Annotated in this window: 16 protein-coding genes; 6 read left to right on the top strand and 10 right to left on the bottom strand. The window is 68.4% G+C overall.

Annotated features, from left to right (window positions below):
* Positions 1 to 65: 65 nt before the first annotated feature.
* Positions 66 to 1172: a class II histone deacetylase gene (locus ACIHAX_RS08770; protein ID WP_397079943.1), complete on the bottom strand. Its 1107-nt coding sequence runs from the start codon at positions 1170 to 1172 to the stop codon at positions 66 to 68.
* A gap of 364 nt (positions 1173 to 1536) precedes the next feature.
* Here ACIHAX_RS08770 and ACIHAX_RS08765 point away from each other — a divergent pair, with 364 nt between their 5' ends.
* Positions 1537 to 2295, top strand: a complete 759-nt coding sequence (locus tag ACIHAX_RS08765) for a dienelactone hydrolase family protein (protein WP_364435462.1) — start codon at positions 1537 to 1539, stop codon at positions 2293 to 2295.
* Positions 2296 to 2354: 59 nt separating this feature from the next.
* On the opposite strand, the gene ACIHAX_RS08760 is transcribed toward ACIHAX_RS08765, so the two are convergent.
* Positions 2355 to 2768 carry a nuclear transport factor 2 family protein gene (locus ACIHAX_RS08760; RefSeq protein ID WP_355079339.1) on the bottom strand — a complete coding sequence of 138 codons (414 nt, stop codon included), beginning with the start codon at positions 2766 to 2768 and terminating at the stop codon, positions 2355 to 2357.
* Between the two features lie 277 nt (positions 2769 to 3045).
* On the opposite strand from ACIHAX_RS08760, the gene ACIHAX_RS08755 reads away from it, so the two are divergent.
* Positions 3046 to 3945: a MurR/RpiR family transcriptional regulator gene (locus ACIHAX_RS08755; RefSeq protein WP_364435466.1), complete on the top strand. Its 900-nt coding sequence runs from the start codon at positions 3046 to 3048 to the stop codon at positions 3943 to 3945.
* A 17-nt stretch (positions 3946 to 3962) separates the two neighbouring features.
* Here ACIHAX_RS08755 and ACIHAX_RS08750 read toward each other — a convergent pair whose 3' ends face one another.
* A complete protein-coding gene (locus ACIHAX_RS08750) occupies positions 3963 to 5357 on the bottom strand; it encodes an amino acid permease (protein WP_397276625.1) in 1395 nt (464 codons plus the stop codon).
* A 157-nt stretch (positions 5358 to 5514) separates the two neighbouring features.
* On the opposite strand from ACIHAX_RS08750, the gene ACIHAX_RS08745 reads away from it, so the two are divergent.
* Genes ACIHAX_RS08745 through ACIHAX_RS08735 form a run of 3 tightly spaced genes read left to right on the top strand, consistent with a single transcriptional unit; the run spans position 5515 to position 9233 of the window.
* Positions 5515 to 6288, top strand: coding sequence for an enoyl-CoA hydratase/isomerase family protein (locus ACIHAX_RS08745; protein ID WP_355079333.1), 774 nt, complete (start codon positions 5515 to 5517; stop codon positions 6286 to 6288).
* A 1-nt stretch (position 6289) separates the two neighbouring features.
* Positions 6290 to 8440, top strand: coding sequence for an acetate--CoA ligase family protein (locus ACIHAX_RS08740; protein WP_397276622.1), 2151 nt, complete (start codon positions 6290 to 6292; stop codon positions 8438 to 8440).
* On the top strand, positions 8433 to 9233 hold the full coding sequence (locus ACIHAX_RS08735; protein ID WP_356968431.1) for a crotonase/enoyl-CoA hydratase family protein: 801 nt from the start codon (positions 8433 to 8435) through the stop codon (positions 9231 to 9233). The genes ACIHAX_RS08740 and ACIHAX_RS08735 overlap by 8 nt, the downstream gene beginning before the upstream one ends.
* Before the next feature lie 107 nt (positions 9234 to 9340).
* Here ACIHAX_RS08735 and ACIHAX_RS08730 read toward each other — a convergent pair whose 3' ends face one another.
* The 5 genes from ACIHAX_RS08730 to ACIHAX_RS08710 all read right to left on the bottom strand — a co-directional run bounded on the left by ACIHAX_RS08730 (position 9341) and on the right by ACIHAX_RS08710 (position 14092).
* Positions 9341 to 10378 (bottom strand): NAD(P)-dependent alcohol dehydrogenase, encoded by a 1038-nt coding sequence (locus ACIHAX_RS08730; RefSeq protein WP_397276620.1) that lies wholly within the window; start codon positions 10376 to 10378, stop codon positions 9341 to 9343.
* A 155-nt stretch (positions 10379 to 10533) separates the two neighbouring features.
* The gene (locus ACIHAX_RS08725) at positions 10534 to 11214 is read right to left on the bottom strand and encodes a response regulator (RefSeq protein WP_397276618.1); all 681 of its coding nucleotides are present in this window, start codon (positions 11212 to 11214) and stop codon (positions 10534 to 10536) included.
* Positions 11211 to 12359 carry a sensor histidine kinase gene (locus ACIHAX_RS08720; protein ID WP_355079324.1) on the bottom strand — a complete coding sequence of 383 codons (1149 nt, stop codon included), beginning with the start codon at positions 12357 to 12359 and terminating at the stop codon, positions 11211 to 11213. Before ACIHAX_RS08720 ends, ACIHAX_RS08725 begins: the two co-directional genes overlap by 4 nt.
* A 74-nt stretch (positions 12360 to 12433) precedes the next feature.
* Positions 12434 to 12946, bottom strand: a complete 513-nt coding sequence (locus ACIHAX_RS08715) for a Dps family protein (protein ID WP_397276616.1) — start codon at positions 12944 to 12946, stop codon at positions 12434 to 12436.
* Positions 12947 to 13189: 243 nt separating this feature from the next.
* Complete coding sequence (locus tag ACIHAX_RS08710) at positions 13190 to 14092, bottom strand: aromatic prenyltransferase (RefSeq protein WP_397276614.1); 903 nt, start codon at positions 14090 to 14092, stop codon at positions 13190 to 13192.
* A 525-nt stretch (positions 14093 to 14617) separates the two neighbouring features.
* Here ACIHAX_RS08710 and ACIHAX_RS08705 point away from each other — a divergent pair.
* Positions 14618 to 14923, top strand: a complete 306-nt coding sequence (locus ACIHAX_RS08705; RefSeq protein ID WP_355079438.1) for a hypothetical protein — start codon at positions 14618 to 14620, stop codon at positions 14921 to 14923.
* Positions 14924 to 14956: 33 nt separating this feature from the next.
* Here ACIHAX_RS08705 and ACIHAX_RS08700 read toward each other — a convergent pair whose 3' ends face one another.
* Together ACIHAX_RS08700 and ACIHAX_RS08695 are read right to left on the bottom strand one after the other, a co-directional pair.
* Entirely contained in the window at positions 14957 to 16168 is a 1212-nt protein-coding gene (locus ACIHAX_RS08700) for a Dyp-type peroxidase (RefSeq protein WP_397276612.1), read from the bottom strand.
* Positions 16161 to 16733, bottom strand: a complete 573-nt coding sequence (locus ACIHAX_RS08695) for a copper chaperone PCu(A)C (protein ID WP_397276610.1) — start codon at positions 16731 to 16733, stop codon at positions 16161 to 16163. Before ACIHAX_RS08695 ends, ACIHAX_RS08700 begins: the two co-directional genes overlap by 8 nt.
* Between the last annotated feature and the right edge of the window lie 126 nt (positions 16734 to 16859).

Genomic DNA, 16859 nt, shown 5'->3' with positions numbered 1-16859 from the left:
CCGCGTCCCGCCGAGCCGTTCTGAATCTGCGCCGGACAGCAGGTGTCGCCATGGGCCGACTGGGGTCAGAGATCGGCGACCAAGGCGGCGGCCGCTTCGATCGCGGCCGCCTCGTGGTCGAGGAGGACGTCGCCGCCTTGCGTTGTGACGATCGGTGTGTACGGGTCGTCCACGAACGGTTCGCCCAGCAGTTCGCGGAGCACCGCCAGCCCGCAGAACGGAACATAGTGCGGGCTGTAGCCGCCTTCTTGCACGAAGGCGATCCGGCCCGCGGAGGTCGCGGCGGCGATGTCCAGCATCCGGCGGGTCAGGTGCCGGAAGCCGCCGCTGGTGACCATCTGCCGAGCCAGCGGATCGAGGATGCTCGCGTCGAAACCGGACGCGACGATGATCAGCTCGGGCGCGAAGGCGTGCAGCGCGGGTTCGACGACTCGGTCGATCGCATGGAGATACGCGGCGTCTCCACTACCCGGCGGGAGCGGCACGTTGATCGCGTAGCCGTGTCCGTCGCCCGTGCCGCGCTCCTCCCGGTAGCCGGAATCCGGTGGGAAACACAGATGCTGGTGGATCGAGATGGTCAGGACCGACGGATCCTCATACCAGATGTCCTGCGTGCCGTTGCCGTGGTGGACGTCCCAGTCGACGACGGCGACGCGTCGCACGCCGAGTACGTCTTTCGCGTAGGCGGCGGCAATGGAGATGTTGTTGAAGACGCAGAAGCCCATGCCGGTAGCGCGGGTAGCGTGGTGCCCAGGCGGATTGACCAGCGCGTAACCATGGTCGACCGTCCCGGCCAGCACATGTTTCACGAGTGCGATCGCACCGCCCGCCGAAAGCGCGGCGATCTCGTATCCGCCCTTGCCGAAGGACGAGACGCCGTCGCCGGCATCCCCGCCCTTCGGCTGCAGACTCTCGGTCTTGATGCGCTCCAGATGTTGCGTGGTGTGCACCCGCAAGATGTCGGCCTCGTCGGCCGGTTCCGCCTTGATCGAGTGCAACTCGTCCAGCAGTCCGGACACCGAGACCAATTCGTGGAAGCGTCGTTTGGTGTCGGGATGCGCGAGGTGATGGCCGATCGGCTGGAGACCGACCGTGACGTCGGACGGGAACAAACTGCCGCTGCCGGTGTCGGCCCACCCGTAGAGGGTGTTCCACACGTATCCGGTTGTCATCGTGCACTCCTCGCGGTCGGCGGACCGCCACGCCGTCCACCTGGGTATCACCCCGCCTCAGCGGGTGCTCGCGCTCATTACAGGCCCAGCAGCGACCTCGCCGCAACCGGACGACTTGCCACCTGTGACGGTGTGCGGCGCGAACCCTCGCCGCTCGAGTCGGGGGCCCTCGCGGTCCGGGGCGGGCGCCGCTACACATCGGATAGGCGGTCGCTGACGATCCCGGCGCAGCCGAGGACGTCGGGCCGGATCCGCCGCCCGGGTGCGGTCCGCCAGGCGTCCTGGCGCAGTGCCCGTGATTCCGGAGAGCCGGTGCGCGATTTCCTCTGGCGCGGTGGAGATCCGAAGCGGTTAGAGTGGCCTCGTGACATACGAGATCACGGCCGAGCAGATCGAAATCCCCCAGGATGACGCGACACCCATGGCGGCTTATCTCGCCCGGCCGGAGGGGGCGGGCGACTACCCGCTCGTCCTGGTCGGAGCCGAGTTGTGGGGGTTGACCGATGAGGTCCGGGCCGTCGTGCGCGATGTCGCCGCCCTGGGATATGTGGCGATCGCGCCGAATCTGTACCACCGCAGCGGTCCCGAGACCTCTGCCGGGTTCGAGGAGAGCGATGCCAACCGGGCCCGCGCGTTCGAACTGCTGGGCCGATTGACCCGCGACGGTGTCGAGGCGGACCTGCGCGCCGCCGCCGACCATGCCCGCGAGCATGCCGGGGCCGGTGACCGGGTCGGCATGCTGGGCTTCAGCCTCGGTGGCCACGTCACCTATTTCGCGGCGACCCGGCTGCCGCTGCGCGCCGCCGCCATCTACTACCCGGGATGGGTGCCCGACTCGGGTATGGCGTTGAGCGTTCCGGATCCGCTGTCGGCGGCGACGCCTGGTATCACCGCTCGGCTGGCGCTGTTCTTCGGCGGGCAGGATCACATCATCGATGCCGATCAGCGGGAGCGGATCGGTGCGGCGTTGTCGGCGGCGGGTGTCCGGCACGACGTGGTGGTGTATCCCGAGGCTCGGCACGCCTTCTTCTTCCCCGGCCGTGAGGTGTATGACAAGCAAGCCGCCGAGGATTCCTGGCAGCGGGTGCGCGAGCTCTTCGCCGCCGAGCTGACCGCGTCCTGATCCGGTTACGCGGTAACGATCCGGAGCCCGCCGGGCCGAGCCGGCGGGGTGGGGAGAGATCACTCCTCGTGCATCCAGGCAAGTGTGGTCCGCGACTCCCTGAGTCGCCAGCCCGCCTGCGTCCGTACGACGGTGCAGGCCATGCGCAGGCCGCTCGTTCGATGGGGTGCTCGGCCTTCACGGAAGAAGTACACGAGCGAGTTCGCCGAGGCGGCAGCCTGGTCGCCGTGGACGTCCACCAACAGGTCGGTGGTCACGTGCTGGGTGTGCTCCTCCGCGACCTCGGCTTGTCGCATGAGGCCGACCAGGTTGTCGATGCCCTGGAGGTCGCCGTTGCGGGGCGAGTGGATCGCCACATCGTCGGCGAAGACGGTGGCCGCGTCCTCCCATCGCTTCTCGTCGAGCAGGCGCGCCAGGCGCGCGAACAGATCGGCGATCTCGATCCGATCGGCGATCAGGGTATTCGTGGACATGAGAGCCCCTTTCGTTGGCGCCACTAACATTGGCGGTGCCAACTATACCTACCTTTGATTGGCATCACCAATGAAGTCGTGTTCGTGGTGTGCATCAGACGGCGAACGCGACAATGCCGCGAAATCCGGTGCGAGCCGGGCGGTGGGGACGGGATGTGCGCTCCAGCGGGACCGATTTCCTGCGCCCCGGATCGGGGGCCGACCCCGGGGGGCCGCTCGGCTCGGTCGGATAGATTGGGAAAGAATCCGTGGTGGGCGAAGTGGTGGAGGAGGCGCGGTGGGCGCGAGTGCGGAGTCGGCGACGGGTCCGGCGACATTCGACGATCTGGTCACCGAGATCCGCGCCAGATGGGATTCGCTGTCGGCCTCGCACAAGAAGCTGGCCGAGCGCGTGCTGTCCGACCCGGAGGCGGTGGCGTTCATGACCGTGTCCGATCTGGCGAGCGCGGTCGGCGTCAACGAGGCGACGGTGGTGCGGTTCGCGAATGGCCTCGGGCTGAAGGGATATCCCGGCTTGGCCCGCCTGTGTCAGGAGCGGCTGCAGGAGCGGGCGCAGTTGCTGCGCCGTTTCGAGAATCTCGAACACTTGGTGGCGCAGGGTGCGGGCCTGCGGGAGAGCCAGGTGGTGTTGGACCAGGCGAACATCGCGCGTTCCTTCGCGGGCATCGCGGACACCACTTGGGACGCGGTGGCCGCCCAGCTGGCGCGCGCGCCCCGCGTCCACGTGATGGGCCTGCGCAAGTGCCACGCGCCTGCTTATCTGCTGGGCTACCTGCTCGGTCTGTTGCGTGAGGACGTGGCGACCGTGACGGGGACCAGGGGGTCGCTGACCGACGAACTGCGCCGTGTTCGCGCGGGGGATTGCTTCGTGGCGATATCGATCCATCGCTACAGCTCCGACACGGTCCGTGCGGCGCGGTGGGCCCGCCAGCGTGGCGCCCACGTCGTGGCCCTGACCGACACCCCGGCCTCGCCGCTGGCGGCGGCGGCGCACGAGACCTTCTACGTCGAGGCGTCGAGCGCGAGCGTGCTGCGCTCGATCACCGCCTTCACGTCGATCGTCCAGGCGTTGTCCGGCGCGGTGGCGCACCTCCTCGGCCGTGAGGTCCGCGAGACCTTGTTGGAGGAGGAGAGACTGCTGGGCGAATTCGGCGTATACGCCGCCGACGGCGTCTGATCCTGTTCTGCCGGTGGCTATTTCACCGGCGTCATCGCCGCGACCCGGTCGGCGCGACGTTGGTGCAGCAGGCCCGCGGCGACGGCCAGGGTCGTGACCACCAGGGTGAGCGCCAGCGGCGTTCGGGTATCGGAACCGAACACCATCCCCACCACGATGCCCAGCAGAGTGACCAAGACCAGGTACGGCAGATAGGGAGCCCCCCACATCCGTACGGCCGGCGCGGCGGATTCCATGGCGGCGCGGTTGCGTCGGCCGGCGATGTACGTGGCGCAGATGCACAGGTAGACCACCACCGCGACGGCGCCGGACGAGCTGAGCAGGAAGCTGAAAACCGCTCCGGTGGGCAGGAAGTAGTTCGCGGCCACGGCCAGGAATCCGGCGCTCGCGGCGGCGAGAACCCCGGCCGTCGGCACACCGGAGCGGGTGACGCGGCCCAGCGGTCGCGGCCCCTCTCCGCGTTGGGCCAGCGCGAACAGCATGCGCGACGCGGAGTAGAGCCCCGAATTAAGGCACGACAGCACCGCGGTGAGCACGATCAGGTTCATGATGGTCCTGGCGCCGGGAATCCCCAGCAGATTCAGCACCGCGGTGTACGGACTTTCGGTGATCTCGGCGCTGTCCCACGGCAACAAGGTCACGACGACCAGGATCGAGCCCACGTAGAAGACGAGGATGCGCCCGGCGACGCTGCGCATGCTCGCCCGCACGGCGTTGACCGGATCGTCGGCCTCACCGGCGGCGATGGTGACCAATTCGGTGCCGAAGTAGGAGAAGAAGACCGTCAGCGACGCGGCCAGCAGGGGAGTGAATCCGTTGGGCAGCAACCCGCCTCGTCCCAGCAGGTTCGTCGTGCCCGGTGCGGTGTAGTGGGCGAACGCGCCGCAGATCGCCGCTATGCCGACGCCGATGAAGACGACGATCGCGGCGACCTTGATCAAGGCGAACCAGAACTCGAAACGCGCGAACGAGCTCACCGCGGCCAAGTTCACTCCGGTCAGGGCGCTCAGGAAGAGCAGGGCGAACGCCCAGGCGGGCACCGCGGGCGCCAGCTGGTTGGCGATCGCGCCACCGGCGACGGCCTCGAAAGCGACCGTCACCGACCAGTGGTAGCTGTACACCCAGCCGACCGACAGTCCGGCCCATGGCCCGAGTTCGCGTGAGGCGTAACTCGAGAACGAACCGGTCTCCGGGCGCGCCGTGGCCAGTTCGGCCAGCATGCGCATCACCAGGATCACGACCAGGCCGGTGAGCAGATAGGCCAGGACGATGCCGGGTCCGGCGGCCGCGATCGCGGTGCCGCTGCCGACGAACAACCCGGCGCCGATGACGCCGCCGATCCCGATCATCGTGAGCTGACGAGTGGTGATGGTGTGCTGGAGATTTCGCGTAGGGGGAATTGAGGTGGGCACGATGCCTCCCAAGGACCGTGGGCTGTGACCCGGGTAACTGATGGTCGGTCATGCAACACCCGCGTCCCCGTGGGTGCAAATCGATTTGCATTCAGAGATGGGAATGCAACTGTTATGGCATAGTGTGACGTCGACCCGAGCAGGAGGAGATGAGCGAATGTCCATGGTGCTGGTGAGCAGGTCCGGTCCGACAGCGACGCTGACGTTGAACCGTCCGGAACGGCTCAACGCGGTCAGCGAAGAGCTCTACGAAGCGTTGATCGGCCATCTGGTGGTCGCCGATTCAGATCCGGCGGTGCGCTGCGTGGTGCTGCACGGTGCGGGCCGCGCGTTCTGTGCCGGCGCCGACCTGAAGGCGCACCACGCCGGCTCCCGCACGCCCACCGAGCAAGCGCACTACCTCGATCTCGCCCAGCGGGCGTGCGAGCAGATCCAGCGAATGGACACGCCGGTCGTCGCCGCCGTCGGCGGATACGCGCTGGGCGCAGGCGCCGAAATGGCGGTGAGCGCGGACTTCCTCGTGATGGCCGAGGACGCGCAGCTCGGTTTCCCCGAGGTGAGCATCGGGACGTTCGTCGGCGGCGGAGTCACCCATCGGTTACCGCGTTTGGTCGGTCTGCGCCGCGCCACCGATCTGCTCGTCCTCGGCGAGCGCTGCACCGGCACACAAGCATTCGAGTGGGGATTGGCCTACGCGTCGGTGCCCGGTGACGTCCTTCTCGATACTGCGCGCGGACTCGCCGACGCATTGGCGGGGAAAGCGCCGTTGTCGCTGGCGCGGATGAAGGCCGCGCTGCGCCGTGACGATCCCCTGGAAGTCGCGCTCGCCGGTGAGCCGCGCCAGATCCTGGAGTTGATGGCGACCAGGGACTGGGCCGAGGGCGTCGCGGCGTTCGCCGAACGCCGCACCCCTGTGTTCGAAGGGAAGTGACGTGCCCACACTCGACGCCTCGGTCCGCACCGCGCTCGAACGTCTCTTGGATCCACGCTCCGTCGTGGTGGTCGGTGCGTCTTCCGACCCGGCGAAGCGTGGTCACCAGGCCATTCGCGCTCTGCGAGAGGCCGGTTACGAAAACCCCGTCTATCCGGTCAATCCCAATGCCGGGCAAATACTCGGCCTGGATGTCTGCGCATCGCTCGATCAGGTTCCTCCCGGCGCCGATGTCGCGCTGATCGCCCTGCCCGCCGCAGCCGTGCCCGGCGTGTTGCGTGAATGCGCGACCGCGGGCATCGCCGGAGCAGTGGTGCTCGCCAACGGTTTCGGTGAGATCGGCGTGGACGGCGCCGATCTCGCCGCCGAGCTGGCAGCCGCGATCGACGAGACCGGCATTCGCGTCATCGGTCCCAACACCTCCGGCCTGCTCAACCTCACTTCGGGTGCGAATCTGGTGGGACTGCAGGGTGTTCCGCGCGGACCGATCAGCGTCATCACGCAGAGCGGGAACATGCTGTTGTCGCTGGTGAACGACAACAACGTCCTCAGAGGTCCCGGCTTTCACGCGTACGTGGGGTTGGGCAACCAAGCCGACGTCCGTTACGACGAATGCCTGGTCGAACTCGCCCGTCATCCGGAAACCGGTGTCGTGGCGATCCATTCCGAGGGATTCGCCGACGGGCGGTCGTTCCTGGTGGCGGCCGCTCGGACCGTGCCGGACACGCCCGTCGTCCTGCTGCGCGGCGGCCGCTCGGAGGAGGGCCGGCGCGCCGCGGCCTCGCATACCGGCTCGATAGCGGGCTCGGACGCGGTGGCGACCGCCGTCCTGCGCCAAGCCGGGGTGGAACTGGTCGATCGCTCCGACGAACTCGCGGTCGTCGCGGGAGCCCTCGCCGTGTGTGCTCCGATCACCCCGGGGCGCACGGTCGCGATTCTCAGCGACGGCGGTGGACACGCCGCGCTGGCGGCGGACGGCCTGGCCGCGCACGGGATCGAATCCGCGCGGCTCGCGGAGCACACCCGGCAACAATTGCGGAAAGTGCTCGGCGCGGCGGCCGCGGTCTCGGGCCCCGTCGATGTGGCCGGCGCCACCGATACCGACCCGATGGTCTTCGCCGAAGCCGCCGAGATCCTCATGCGCGATCCCGCGGTGGGCCTCGTGCTGATCATCGGGCTGTTCGGTGGCTACCACCTGCGTTTCGACGCGGGATTGCGCGACAGCGAAGACGCGACGGCGGGCGTCCTGCTCGCGCTTTCGGCCGAATACAACGTGCCCTTGGTGATCCAGAGCTGCTACGCCGGTCTCGATATCGCCAATCACGACCGGCTGCGCGCCGGCGGCGTACCGGTGCTCGGCTCGATCGAGCACGCCGTGCGAGCGGCGGCGGCTCTGCACCGGCGCGGCCGCCTGATCGCCGAACGCGCCCGGCGCTCCTCGCTGACACTGCCGCCGCCCGCCCCGCCCATCCCGGGTTCGGGGATCCTCGACGAGCCGACCGCGCGGCGGGTGCTGGCCGACGCGGGAGTGGAGGTCGGCATGTGGACCTTCGCGCGCGACATGGATGCGGTGGCTCCGGCAGTCGCCGCGTACCGGCGACCGTGTGCACTGAAAGTCGTCTCAGCACAGGTGATCCACAAGTCGGACGTCGGTGGCGTCCGGCTGGGAGTGGTGGCCTCCACCGCGACCGAGAACGCCGACTCCATTGTCGACGCGGTGACCGCGAAGGTGCCCGACGCCAGGATCGACGGAATGATCGTGACCCCCATGGCCGACGCTGGTGTGGAGTTGCTCGTCGGCGCGACCCGGGATCCGATCTTCGGGCCGGTGCTGGCTTTCGGCTCCGGTGGGGTGCTGGTCGAGGCGGTCCGGGATGTCGCGTTCCGAGCCGTCCCCCTCACCGAATCGGAAGCTCACGAGATGATCGAGGAGACCATCGCCTCCCGCATGCTCGACGGCTACCGGCACCTGCCCGCGGTCGATCGTGACGGGCTCGCGCGATTCCTCGTGCGCATCGGGGATTTCGTCGCCGCGCACCCGGAGATAGCCGAACTCGATCTCAATCCGGTGATCGCGTCCGGGCACGACCTCACGCCGGTGGATGTGCGAATCGTCCTGTCCGAGTCGGCGTCCGGAGGTCGCGATGAGTGACCCGATCCTGATCGACCGGACCGGCGATGTGGTCGTCTGGACCCTGAACAACCCGCGAGCCCGCAATCCGATCTCCGAAGCGGACACCATAAGCGCCCTCGAGGACGCGGTGGCGGCGGCCAACCGGGACCACAGCCTCCGGGCGGCCATCCTCACCGGTGCCGGCTCGGCGTTCTCCTCCGGCGGCAACGTCAAGCACATGCGCGACCGCGCCGGAATGTTCGGCGGCACACCGGCGCGGCTACGTCAGGAATACCGTCACGGGATTCAGCGGATCCCGAGAGCGCTGTATCACTGCGAGATACCCACCATCGCCGCCGTCAACGGCCCGGCGATCGGCGCGGGTTGCGACCTGGCCTTGCTGTGCGACCTGCGGATCGCCGTTGCCACCGCCGTGTTCGCCGAGAGCTTCGTGAAGATCGGCCTGGTCCCCGGCGACGGCGGAGCCTGGCTGCTGCCCAGGGCGATCGGCATGGCCAGGGCCTGCGAAATGGCGTTCACCGGTGAGCCGATCGACGCGCACACCGCACTCGACTGGGGGTTGGTCTCGGAGGTGGTGGAGCCCGGCGCACTCTTGGACGCGGCCCACCGGCTCGCTGCCCGCGTGTGCGCCAATCCGCCGCATGTGCTGCGAATGACCAAGCGGCTGCTGCGCGAAGGAACACACCAGACCTTGGAAAGCCTGCTCGAACTGTCGGCGGCCATGCAGGCCGCCGCGCATCACACCGAGGACCATCGCGAGGCCGTCGCGGCCGTGCTGGAGCGCAGACCACCCGAGTTCACCGGTGGCTGAGCAACTTCCCCGGTGGCGCACAAGCCACTCCGCCGACAGCGCGGTTCAACCGACCAGGCCTCTCCGATACGGGTGCGGCGAAGGCTGGACCGCGGTCGCCGGGCAAGCTAGTCGGTGATGACGATCTTGCCTCTGGCGTGGTGTCCGAGCATGTGGGCGACCGCGTGCGCGGCTTCGCCGAGGGGATAGGCCCGCTCGATGATCACCTTGACGTCGCCGGACACCAAGAGCGCGGCGAGATCGTTCAAATCGTCCTGGCCGGGGAGGCAGGTGACGGTGCGGACGTCGGTCGAACCCCAACCCATCATCTTCGCTCGGGCGATCCTCGGCAGGCTCCCGAAAAGTCCTCTGGCGCTGCCGATGCTGTTGGGGATGAATATTCCGGTGGGTGTCAGCAGATCGGCTGTCGCGGAGGGCGGATGGTTCAACACGTTGTCGAGGATCACGTCGTAGCGTTGTGTGCCACGGGTGTAGTCCTCCCGGGTGTAGTCGATGATGTGGTCGGCGCCCAACGACTGCACGAACTCGACGTTGCGGGTACTGCACACGCCGGTGACCTGAGCGCCGAGCGTCTTGGCGATCTGCACCGCGAGCGTTCCGACACCGCCCGACGCGCCGTTGATCAGGACCCGTTTCCCCGGCCCGGCCCGGCCCACGTCGCGCATTGCCAGCAGCGCCGTGATGCCCGACATGACCGATGCCGCGGCCTCCGCGAACGACAGTTCGGCGGGTTTGCCGATCAGCTGGGACGCCGGTACCACCGTGAATTCGGCGAACGTGCCTGCCAGCGATTTCGCGCTGTTGCCCCACAGCGAACCGAATACCTTGTCGCCGGGGCGGAAGCCGGTCACGTTCTTTCCGACGGTCTCCACGGTTCCCGCGATGTCACTTCCGCGCACCGGTGTCGCAGGCCGGCGGAGTCCGAACCCCAGTCGCAGGAGGTACGGCACACCGGTCACCGCGAGCCAGTCCGGGGTGTTCACGCTGGTGGCGCGCATGCGGACCAGGACCTCGTCGTCGGAGGGAGCGGGGCGGGCGATGTCGTCCGGTGCGAGTACCTGTTCCGGTGCACCGTAACCGCGTTGGACGATCGCCTTCATCGTGGCGTCGCGTTCGGGCGTGGTCGCGTTCGTCGATGCCGACATGGTTTTCTCCCTCGGATGGTCACGCCGGGCCGCGAGCGGCGTCGGTTGTGCGTCCATCCTGGCGAACCGGCCGACGGACCACATCGGACGAGCGGTTCGATCCGAGTCGGCCGATAGGACGGGGCCCGGGGATACTTTCGGCCGAGGTGCTCCGGTCAGCGCCCGACGCGGTCGGTCTCGTACGCCCAGATGACGAGTTCCACCCGGTTGCGCGCCCCGAGTTTGGCCATGAGGCTCGCGATGTGGGTCTTGACCGTGCTGAGGCTGATGTGCAGCTCCGCGGCTATCTCGTTGTTGGTTCGCCCCCGGGCCACAGTGGCCAGTACGTGCTCCTCGCGGTCGGTGAGTTCCATGGCGGGCCGGGCAGGCGCTGCGGCGCGTCCGGTGCCTGCGAAGGCGGTGAGCAGACGCGCGGTGATACTCGGGGCGATGAGCGCGTCGCCGCGAGCGGCGGCATGGACGGCCTGCGCGAGCATCGCGGGTCCGGCCTCTTTCAACAAGAAACCGCGTGCGCCGGCACGCAGCGCCGCGTAAACGTACTCGTCGAGGTCGAAGGTGGTGATGACGACCACGGCGAGAGGGTCGTCGACGGCAGGCCCGGCGAGCAGGCGGGTGGCCTCGATGCCGTCGACGCCCGGCATGCGGATATCGAACAAGCACACATCTGGGCGCAGATCGCGAGCGAGCCGGACGGCCTGGGCCCCGTCCGCGGCCGCGCCGACGACTTCGATACCCGGTTGGGCGTCGAGGATCATCACCAGCCCGGTGCGGACGATCTCCTGGTCGTCGGCGACGACCACCCGCAGATCCGGCGTCATCGGCTCGCCTGCGGTCATGTCGCCGCACCCTGCCGGGGCAGCACCGCCGTCACGGTCCACCCGCGGTCGGAGTTCGGGCCCGCCGCGCAGGTGCCGCCGAGCAGGTCGGCGCGCTCGGCCATGCCGACCAGCCCGTAACCTGGAGATCCGGCCGGGCGTGCGGGACCGCCGTCGCCGTCGTCACGGACGAGCAGCCGGACGGCTGTGTCGTCGCTGGTTACACGCACTTCGATGCGGGTGGCGTGCCGGGCGTGACGCACCGCGTTGGTGATCGACTCCTGGGCCAAGCGGTAGATCGCGGTGCCGACCGTCGCGGGCAGATCGGTGACATCACCACTGATCTCCACCTCCACGGAAGGACCGTTGCCGGTGGAACCGGCGAGCTGTTCCAGATCGGTGATGCCGGGATTGGGCGAGCGGTCCCCATCATCGATCGGCTGGTCTCGCCGGAGCACACGCACGATGGCGCGCATCTCGGCGAGCGTGCGCGCGGCTTCGGCCTCGATCAGCCGCAGCGCGTCGACGGCGGCGCCGGGCGTGGACTCCGCGATCGCCAGACCGGCTTGGGCGCGAATCGCCATGGCCGACACATGATGCGCGACGGTGTCGTGCAGATCGCGGGCCAGTCGTTCACGTTCGACCAGCTTGACCTGATCGAGTTCCCGAGCCTTCGCCCGTGCCCGGTACCGGAATGCCAAGCCCAGCGCGACGGCCGCGAACAGCACGATGAACGCTCCGGCCGCATCGGCGGCGGGGAGGCCGCCGGTCAGCATCGCGATGCCCGCACTGGGGAAGACGATCGCCGATCCGATCACGATGTCGCGCCCGGACCCCCACCGGTACAACGCGTACGGCAGCAGCAGCGTCGCCCCCATGGCGGCGATGTCCGACTGATCGCCACCCAGCAGCACCGTCGCCGAGGTCGAGCCGACGAAGGCGATGCCGACCATCGCCAGTGGTCGGCTCCGGCGCCACAACAGCGTGGGCATGATCGCGACCGCGACCGCGATCCACACGAACCGGTGCGAGATGTCTTGTCGAAGCGAACCTTCGAGAACCGCGAGCGCGATGAACGTTCCCACGAGCGCCCGATCCCGCCATGACCGAGGTGGAGCGTCGGGGGCGTGCGGCTCGTGCCACACCGAGCGGATCAGGTCGTGCACGCCTCAATGATCGCGCTCGGACCCCTGGAAGGGAACGGCGGGTGCTTCCATTCGGCGTATGGCGCTCGTGCCGTTTAGACCTTGCGGTTCTCCGACTTGATCATCCACGCCAGTTTCTCCAGCGACGCGGTGATCTGGTGCAGCAGATCGCTGGTGCTTGGATCCTCGGCGTCCACCGCGTCGTGCACGTCACGGATGGTGTCGATCGCCGCGTAGGTGCGGGTCGTGATCAAGTCGACGACGTCGGCGGAGTTCACCTCTTGGGCGGGTAACGGCGGGAGGCTCGTCGTCGCGGCGACGGTGTCGGAGCGTCCGTCGGGGACCACGTCGAGGGCTCGCATCCGCTCGGCGATGGTGTCGCTGCCCTCCCGTGCCGCATCGACGAGCTCATCGAGTTGCAGGTGGAGATCGCGGAAGTTGGCGCCGACGACGTTCCAGTGGGCCTGCTTGCCTTGCAAGTGCAGTTCGACGAGATCGACGAGAACGCGCTGCAGATCCGCGGCCAAGCGGGGTGAACCGGTGAAATTGCGGACCTCGTCGGCGAGACGGCGATTGGTTCGGTGCTGAGTCTTGTGTGCGGTAGTCATGGTTGCACTCCTCTCGTGGTCTTCACGGAGAACAACTCCGACTTTATTGGAATCATTCCAGATTGTACTGTCGCGTGGATCACCCCGCCTCGGCGTGCGCACGGCTCGAGGTCACGGCACGAACGTGTGCGCCCGGTCGACGGCGCCATCGTCTGCGCGCACTCGATGCAGGTGCTCGCCGCCGCCGAACGTCCGCCGCACCCCGAGGCCATCTCCGTCAGCGGCGGCCACTACGAGCCGCGCCTATTTCGCTCGCGGCGCGGCGCCGCCGCCGGGGATGACGGCACGATGGACGGTCGTGTATTCGGCTTGCACTTTGTAATACCGCGAGTGCGGGCCGTAGGCGGCGTAGAGGGTGAAGCCGCGTGGCCCTTCGAAGGCGCGCGGCGCCCCGTCGACGAAACGGGCCAGCACCGGATCGAAGTCGCGCGGAAAATTCGATTCCTGATAACGCTGCGGGAAGCAGATGCGTCGCATGCGCGGCGAGGTCCAAGAGAAGGTGCGGTAGACGTTGAATGTGCCGTCGAACAGCGTCCGTTCTTCGTCGGTGGCAACGACGAAATCCAGGTCGGTCAGGATCGCGGCGATGTCGTCGGAAGTGATCGCACCGGGCGGCAGCACCTGGGAGTACAAGTTCATGGTGCGACTGGCGAAATCGAGCGCCAGAATGCCGACCTTGCCGCCGTAGCGGGTCAAGTGCTCGGCGTGCGAGCGCGCCGCGTCCGGAATCCCCGGGAACGCGAGCATCCGCTCGACCTCGAGGACATCGGCGAAGAACAGCCAGACCTTCTGCACACCACCGGTGAGGGACAGGTCAACGGCCGATCCCGCCGGGACCTCGGCACAGACCTCCGCCAGCAATCGCTCCATGGGATGTCCGATGAAGGTGATCAGTCCGGCACCGCGCAGCGTCTCGACCAGTTCTGCCGGTGGGCCCGAGTGCTGCACCCTGGCGTTGACCTCGCGCTCGGGCACCGGATGGGTCGTGGTGCGCACACCGACCACCGAGCCGGTCCACAGATCGGCGAGAGCGTCCAGCGCCGGATCCACCACCGCGGGGTCGTAACGCGCTTCGGCCAAGCGCGCGAATTCGCGCAGATCCCGGCGCAGCCGGTCGAGCGTGACAGCGGCCGATGTGCTGCTCATACGTCAACCTCGAATACTCCCACCGTGGGGTGAAAAGCCAAGTCCACCAACAGATCGACTCGTCACGATAGTCGCGCGGCCGGTCGTGTCGCTACACGGACGCCGACGTTTCTCCGCGGGCTGGTCGGCGTCGTAGCCGGTCCGGCAGTTCGTTTCGGTAGGGTCGCGGCGGCGGGTCCGTCCGCGGCGACTGCGGCCGCGATTGTGGTGACAGTCTTGGTGGTTCGCCACCGGGTGCGACCGCGTCGGATTTCGACCATGTGGTTCGTCCTTCGAGCAGGTGTGATGCAAGTCGTGTGGTCCACTGTCGGGTCGTGCGGCATCCCCGCCACATCCGTCAGGTGACGCTGTACGCGACGTAGTTCGGTGACCGAGCTCTTCGAATGCGCCGCACCGGTGCGGGCGAGTTCGTCCCGTCGGGCAGCGAAATCGCGAAGTGCACTCGCGCCCGAACCATGGCAAGTTTGCTGCGTGAACGTGTCAGAGTTGATCTACAACGTCGTAGTCGTCGCTCACCTGCTCGGCATGGCGGCGGTAGTGGGTGGTTATGTGGCGGGGCGGCCTCGGGTCTCGGAGGTGATGGTCTGGGGTGCCCGGTTGCAGGTGGTCACCGGGTTGATCTTGGTCGGCATGGCCGAGTCGATCGATTCGCTCGGCAAGGACCCGAACATGGTGAAGATCGGCGTGAAGCTGGTCGTCGCGGTGGCGGTGGCGGCGTTCGCGGAGATCGGGCACGCGGACGAGAAGCGAGGCAAGCCGGTGCCGTGGCTGACCGATGCCGCGGGCGTGCTGGCGATCGTGAACGTCTTGGTGGCCGTGTTGTGGACCTGAGGTGTCCGGCGCCGCATGGGCGCCGAACACTTCTCACGCCTCGAACAGCGGTTGCCCGAGATAGCCGCCCGGTGACGCGACCCCGGGCGGGATCGCGAACACCGCGGAACCGATGGGTGTGGTCCACACATTGAGCGCGTCGAATTCCGCGAGCCGACGCTGGACCGGAAGGAACTGGGTGTCCACGTCCCGCTGATAGGCGGCGAACAGCAGACCCGAGTTGGAGGTCCCGCCCGGCGTGGGGGCGTCGTCGTAGTTGTAGCCGCGCCGCAGGAAACGCTCGCCGTCGTGGGTGTGATGGGCGCGAGCGATGTGCGATGACGGTGGGATGACCGGTATCCCGTTCGCGTCGACGGCCGCGAAGTCCGGCTCGTCGAACTCGCCGGTTCCGGTCAGCGGCGCGCCGTCGGCGATGGTGCGGCCGACGGTGAGTTCCCTTTCCTCTCGGTCGATCCGGTCCCAGGTGTCCAGCGTCATCGCGATCCGCCGCAGTACGCACGAGGTTCCGCCGCGCAGCCAGGGCTGCGTGGCCCCGTCGTCCCACACCAGACGGGCGAACTCCGGTGTGCGAGGCGCCAGGTTCACCGTGCCGTCGACCTGGCCCATCAGGTTGCGCGGTGTCCGGCCTGGTGCGGCATCGCGAAATCCGCGTTGCACCCAGCGCACGGTGACCAGCGAGGTCACGCTCCGGCACAGCACACGCACCGCGTGTGACACCGTGGTCGCCTCCTCGGCGCATATCTGCAGGAGCAGATCGCCTCCGGTCCAGGCGGATTCGAGCCGGTCGATGGCGAAAGGGGGCAACGGCCGCAGCCACGATGGCCTGCGATGCTCGAGCCCGGCCGCCGTGAACACCGCGGGCCCGAAACCCACCGTGACGGTGAGCCGCGCCGGGCGCAGCGCGAGTTCGGCTTCGGTGTCCGCGAGCGCGGGCCGCCCCTCGGTCAGCCGAGCGGCGTCCCCGGTCCATATCTTCAGCAGTCCGACGAGGTCCTCGCGCCGAACACCCGGTCGCAGATCGAAGGCGACGAATGCCGCGTGCGACTGCGGGAGGGTGTCGATCCCGGCTTGGTGCGGGCCGTAGAACGGCACCGTCGCTTCCCGGGCCGGGGGACCGGGTTCCCGCCGTCCGAAACGCGCGGCCGCGCCGAGCCCGGCACCGGCGACGCCGGCCGCGGCGGCTCCGCCGCCCAGTAGACGCCGCCGGTTGATCCGTGCGGGACGCGGTTCGTTGCGGTCAGCCACCGTGCGCGGGGGTCTGCGCGCCTGCATGTGCCTCGCCGCCCGTGTGATCGGGCACGTAATTCTCCTGGTTGCCCGCGAAGTCGCGCACCTGAGCGGTGAAGGTGATGGTCGAGCCATCGTCGAAGGTCAGCGTGACCGACGTCTCCGACCCCGTGCGCAGCGGCCCGTGCAGGTCCATGAACATGATGTGGTCGCCGCCGGGCCGCAGCTGGGTGCGGCCGTGCGCCGGAACGACGAAGCCGCCGGGCTTGGGCCGCATCGCCTTGGTGCCGTTCGCGTCGGTGACCACCTCGTGCAACTCGATCCGGCCGGAGGCGGGACTGGCGGCCGAGACGATGGTGCGCGGGGTGTCGCCGCTGTTGGTCAGGTCGCCGAACGCGGCCGACATCCCGCTGTCGGCGGCCTTGACCCACTGGTCGGAGATGGTCACCGCATCGGCGGATGCGACGGTGCCGGTCTTGTCGGCCGACGAACACGCGGTCAGCAGAAGGGGCACCGCCGCGGCGGCGAGCGCGCCACGCAAGAAACGAGCGGTGCGCGGTGCGACGAAAAGGTTGACGGTCATGAGAACTCCGCAAGTCGTGAGATTCGGTGTGGTGCGCGCTGACGAAGGCCTCGGGAGTTCCGGGCATCGACCGATCCGTCGGCGGGCCCGGGTCACTCGGTGCTGTCGGTGGACACGTCACATCCC

It is taken from the genome of Nocardia sp. NPDC051929 (assembly GCF_044548645.1).
In the GTDB taxonomy this organism is placed as follows: Bacteria; Actinomycetota; Actinomycetes; order Mycobacteriales; family Mycobacteriaceae; genus Nocardia; species Nocardia sichangensis.
Note: the sequence above shows the minus strand (reverse complement) of the source record. Positions and strands in the feature narration are given on the sequence as shown.